Origin of the sequence: Streptomyces sp. McG3 (assembly GCF_018619185.1) — a bacterium.
Lineage (GTDB): Bacteria > Actinomycetota > Actinomycetes > Streptomycetales > Streptomycetaceae > Streptomyces.
On record NZ_JAAXYC010000464.1, the window covers coordinates 1 to 4,421 of the forward strand.

General features: G+C 71.5%; 5 protein-coding genes. All 5 read right to left on the reverse strand.

Annotation, left to right across the window (positions count from 1 at the left end; all coding sequences use genetic code 11):
* Positions 1–1,610 (reverse strand): NADH-quinone oxidoreductase subunit L (locus HET64_RS36915; protein WP_215111604.1); only part of this gene is annotated, 1,610 nt, incomplete at its 3' end.
* On the reverse strand, positions 1,607–2,053 hold the full coding sequence (nuoK, locus tag HET64_RS36920; protein ID WP_215111605.1) for an NADH-quinone oxidoreductase subunit NuoK: 447 nt from the start codon (positions 2,051–2,053) through the stop codon (positions 1,607–1,609). The genes HET64_RS36915 and nuoK, both read right to left, overlap by 4 nt.
* Entirely contained in the window at positions 2,053–2,802 is a 750-nt protein-coding gene (locus tag HET64_RS36925) for an NADH-quinone oxidoreductase subunit J (protein ID WP_215111606.1), read from the reverse strand. Before HET64_RS36925 ends, nuoK begins: the two co-directional genes overlap by 1 nt.
* On the reverse strand, positions 2,802–3,392 hold the full coding sequence (locus tag HET64_RS36930) for an NADH-quinone oxidoreductase subunit I (protein ID WP_215111607.1): 591 nt from the start codon (positions 3,390–3,392) through the stop codon (positions 2,802–2,804). Before HET64_RS36930 ends, HET64_RS36925 begins: the two co-directional genes overlap by 1 nt.
* Positions 3,392–4,360: a complex I subunit 1 family protein gene (locus HET64_RS36935; protein WP_215111608.1), complete on the reverse strand. Its 969-nt coding sequence runs from the start codon at positions 4,358–4,360 to the stop codon at positions 3,392–3,394. The genes HET64_RS36930 and HET64_RS36935 overlap by 1 nt, the downstream gene beginning before the upstream one ends.
* Positions 4,361–4,421: the final 61 nt, after the last annotated feature.

Genomic DNA, 4,421 nt, shown 5'->3' on the forward strand with positions numbered 1-4,421 from the left:
CCGGGGTGGGCGGCGACGGCGCCGATGGGGGTGCGGGCGGCGAGGGCGGCGGTGTGCCGCCACGCGCCGAAGGTGACGAGACCGCCGACGAGCGTGACGCCGGTGGAGAGGACGGCGGTGGTGAGGGACGGCGTGAGGTCGTGCCCGTCGAACCAGTCGCCGATCATGCCGACGGTGAGACCGAAGGCGAGGGTGGGTACGGCCAGGATCCACAGGACGGAGGTCATGGCGGCGGGCTGCTTGCCGTGGTCGGGGACTTCCGCGCCGCGCCCGCGGAAGGCGAGGAGCCAGAGGCGTACGGCGTAGGCGGCGGTCAGGACGGCGGCGAGGAGTCCGGCGACCAGGATCGTCCAGCCGGCGGCGGCCGGGGCGACGCTCCGGTCCCCGAGGGCGGTGTGCTCGGCGGCGACGAGAACGGCTTCCTTGGAGAAGAAGCCGGCGAAGGGCGGGATGGCGGCCAGCGCGAGGAGCGCGACGGTCATCGTCCAGAAGGCGTCCGGGATGCGGCGGGCGAGGCCTCCCATCCGTGACATGGCGGCGAGCGAGTTGGTGCCCGCGGCGTGGATGACGACGCCCGCGGCGAGGAAGAGGACCGCTTTGAACGCACCGTGCGAGATCAGGTGGAAGACGGCCGCGCCCCGGTCGCCGACGGCCAGGGCGCCCGACATGTAGCCGAGCTGGCCGATGGTCGAGTAGGCGAGGACGCGTTTGATGTCGTCCTGGGCGAGGGCGGCGAGCCCGGACCCGATCATCGTGACGGCGGCCATCACGGCGAGGACGACGAGCGCCGCGCCGGAGGCCGCGAAGACGGGCAGCAGGCGGGCCACGAAGTAGATGCCGGCGGCGACCATCGTCGCGGCGTGGATGAGCGCGGAGACGGGGGTGGGGCCGGCCATCGCGTCGGGCAGCCAGGTGTGCAGGGGGAATTGGGCCGACTTGCCGGCGACGCCCGCGAGGAGCAGCAGGGCGATGACGGTGGGGTGGTCGAGTCCGCCGTTGCCGACGGCGGCGAGGATCTTGGTGATCCGGAAGCTGCCGGTGTCGGCGGCGAGCGCGAACAGACCGATCAGGAAGGGGACGTCGCCGAGCTTGGTGACCAGGAAGGCCTTGAGGGAGGCGGCCCGGGCCTCGGGGGTCTCCCAGTAGTGGCCGACGAGGAAGTACGAGCAGATGCCCATGATCTCCCAGCCGACCAGGAGCACCATCAGGTCGCCGGAGTAGACGACCAGGAGCATCGCGGAGGTGAAGAGGGAGACGAGGGCCGCGTAGGAGGGGTAGCGGGCGTCGTCGCGGAGGTAGGCCGTGGAGTAGAGCTGTACGCAGGTGGCGACGACGGTGACGAGGACGGCGACCAGAACGGCGAACCCGTCGAGGTGCAGTGCCAGGTCGATCGGGACCGAGCCGGTGGGCGTGAGCTGGGTCGCGGCGTCGATGGCCCGGCCGCCGCCCTGGCGGACGGCGACGATGACGGCGAGCACGGCCGCGGTGAGGGTCGGGAGGATCGCCAGCGGGCGGACGAAGCCGGGGGCGGTGCGGCCGACGGCGAGCCCCGCGACGGCCCCGAGGAACGGGAGGAGCGGGACGAGGGCGGCGAGGGTCGTGGTGGTCACGTGGTGGCCTCTGCCTTCTTCGTCTTCCCTGTTCTCCCGTCGGCCCGGCCGGAGATCGGCTCGGCGCCGTCGGTCTCGGTGCTGTCGGTCCCGGTGCTGTCGGTCCCGGCGGTGTCGGGGAGCGTCTCGGCTGCGTCGGTCTCGGCGGTGTCGCGGAGCCGGTCGATGTCGGAGGTGCCCCGGTTGCGGTAGACGGCCAGGACGATCGCGAGGCCGATGCCGATCTCGGCGGCGGCGATGGCGATGGTGAAGAGCGTGAGCGCCTGGCCGGAGTGGAGGGTGTCGCGGAGCCAGACGTCGAAGGCGACGAGGTTGAGGTTGACGGCGTTGAGCATCAGCTCGACGGACATCAGGACCAGGATCGCGTTGCGGCGGGCGAGGACGCCGTAGAGGCCGATGCAGAAGAGGAGGGCGGCGAGCACGGCGGGATAGGCGAGGTGCATCAGCTCTGCTCCTCGTGGCCGGGTGTGCCGGGCGAGGCGGGTGTGCCGGGCGGCGCGGGTGTGCCGGGCGATGCGGGTGTGCCGGGCGATGCGGGCGGGCCCGGCTTCACGGTCCTGGGCTTGGCCGTGCCGTTGGTGCCGGGGCGGACGGTGGTGTCCGTGTCGCGTTTGCGGGACAGGACGATCGCGCCGACGAGGGCGGCGAGCAGCAGGACGGAGAGCGCCTCGAAGGGCAGCACCCAGTTCCGGAACAGGAAGGCGCCGGTGACCTCGGTGGAGCCCTGGGCCGGCCCGTCGAGATCGATCCAGGTGGTGCGGAAGGCGTCGACCACGACCCAGACAAGGGCCGCAGCCGCGACGGCGGCCACTCCGAGGGCAACCCACCGATTGCCCGAATCGGCGTCCGGGGAACGGCCGATGGGGGCCCGGGTGAGCATCAGACCGAAGAGGAGGAGGACGACGACGGAACCGACGTAGATCAGTACCTGGACCCAGGCGATGAACTCCGCGGTGAGCAGGAGGTACTCGACGGCCAGTCCGCCGAGCGCCACGACGAGCCAGAGCGCGGCGTGCACCAGTTGCCGGGTCGTGACGGTGATGACGGCGGCCCCGAGGGTGACGAGGCCGACGAGGAGGAACGCGATCTCGACGCCGGACGGGGAGAGGAAGCCTGGGTGGTCGCCGGCGGCGGTGACGGTGGTGCCCACGGTCGCGGTGGCGGTGGCGGTGGCGGTGGCGGTGAGCAGCATTACGGGGTTCCTCCCTTCTCGTCCGCCTGTTCCTGCTGGTTCCGCTGCTCCTGCTGCTCCTGTGCGCGTTGGGCGGCGAGCTTGTCCGCTCCCTTGCGGGCTGCGGCGATCTCCTTCGGCTCCTCGGCGGCGGTGTCGAGGGCGGGCGGCTCCGGCACGGTCCACATCCACTCGCGGAGCTTGTCGCGCTCGTGGGTGAGTTCGTGGATGTCCGTCTCCGCGTACTCGAACTCGGGCGACCAGAACAGTGCGTCGAAGGGGCACACCTCGATGCAGATACCGCAGTACATGCAGAGGGAGAAGTCGATGGCGAAGCGGTCGAGGACGTTCCGGCTGCGCTCACGGCCGCCGGGGGCGGCGGGTGGCGACGTCTCCTTGTGGGAGTCGATGTAGATGCACCAGTCGGGGCACTCACGGGCGCAGAGCATGCAGACCGTGCAGTTCTCCTCGAACAGCCCGATGACGCCGCGGGAGCGGGGCGGGAGTTCGGGCTGGGTGTCCGGGTACTGCGCGGTGACGGTCTTCCTCGTCATCGTGCGCAGGGTGACGGCAAGGCCCTTGGCCAGGCCGGATCCGGGAATCGGGGGCATCAGTTGATCGCCACCTTCACGATGCCGGTGAGCGCGATCTGCGCGAGGGCGAGCGGGACGAGGGTGGTCCAGGCGAGCTTCTGCAACTGGTCCTCACGCAGGCGCGGGTAGCTGACGCGCAGCCAGATGACGACGAACGCGAGAAGGGCGGTCTTGAGGACGGTCCAGAGCCAGCCGAGCCCGTCGGCGCCGAACGGGCCGTGCCAGCCGCCGAGGAACAGGACGGTGGTCAGCGCGCACAGGACGACGATGCCCGCGTACTCGGCGAGGAGGAACAGGGCGAAGCGCAGACCGGTGTACTCGGTGTACGCGCCGAAGATGATCTCGGAGTCGGCCACCGGCATGTCGAACGGCGGGCGCTGGAGTTCGGCGAGACCGGCCACGAAGAAGACCAGGGCGCCGACGATCTGCCAGGGCAGCCACCACCACTCGAAGGCATCGAGGATGCCGGTGAGCGACACCGTCCCGGCCGCCATGGCCACGGAGGCCGCGGTCAGGAGCATCGGCAGCTCGTAGGAGAGGAGCTGCGCGGCGGTACGCAGGCCGCCGAGGAGGGAGAACTTGTTGGCGGAGGCCCAGCCCGCCATGAGCGAGCCGAGGACGCCGATGCCCATGACGGCGAGCACGAAGAAGATGCCCGCGTCGACGGCCTGGCCGACCGCGCCGTCGCCGGGGCCGACGGGGATGACCACGAGGACGAGGAGGTACGGGAGGAGGGCGACGGCGGGGGCGAGCTGGAAGACGCGGCGGTCGGCGGCGGCCGGGACCACGTCCTCCTTCTGCGCGAACTTCACACCGTCCGCGACGAGCTGGGCCCAGCCGTGGAAGCCGCCTGCGTACATGGGGCCCAGGCGGCCCTGCATGTGGGCCATGACCTTGTGTTCCGTCTGGCCCACGAGGAGGGGGGCGACCAGGAACACGGCGAAGACGACGGCCAGACGGAGGGCGACGTCGAGAACGTCGTTCACTCGGGATCGCCTCCGGCGGGGTGGTCTGAGGCGGGATGGTCCGGGGCGGGATGGTCCGGGG

Excerpts from the sequence above, each read along its gene's own strand:
- nuoK (WP_215111605.1), bottom strand. The coding sequence starts at position 2,053 with ATGCACCTCGCCTATCCCGCCGTGCTCGCCGCCCTCCTCTTCTGCATC.
- HET64_RS36925 (WP_215111606.1), bottom strand. The coding sequence starts at position 2,802 with ATGCTGCTCACCGCCACCGCCACCGCCACCGCCACCGCGACCGTGGGC.
- HET64_RS36930 (WP_215111607.1), bottom strand. The coding sequence starts at position 3,392 with ATGCCCCCGATTCCCGGATCCGGCCTGGCCAAGGGCCTTGCCGTCACC.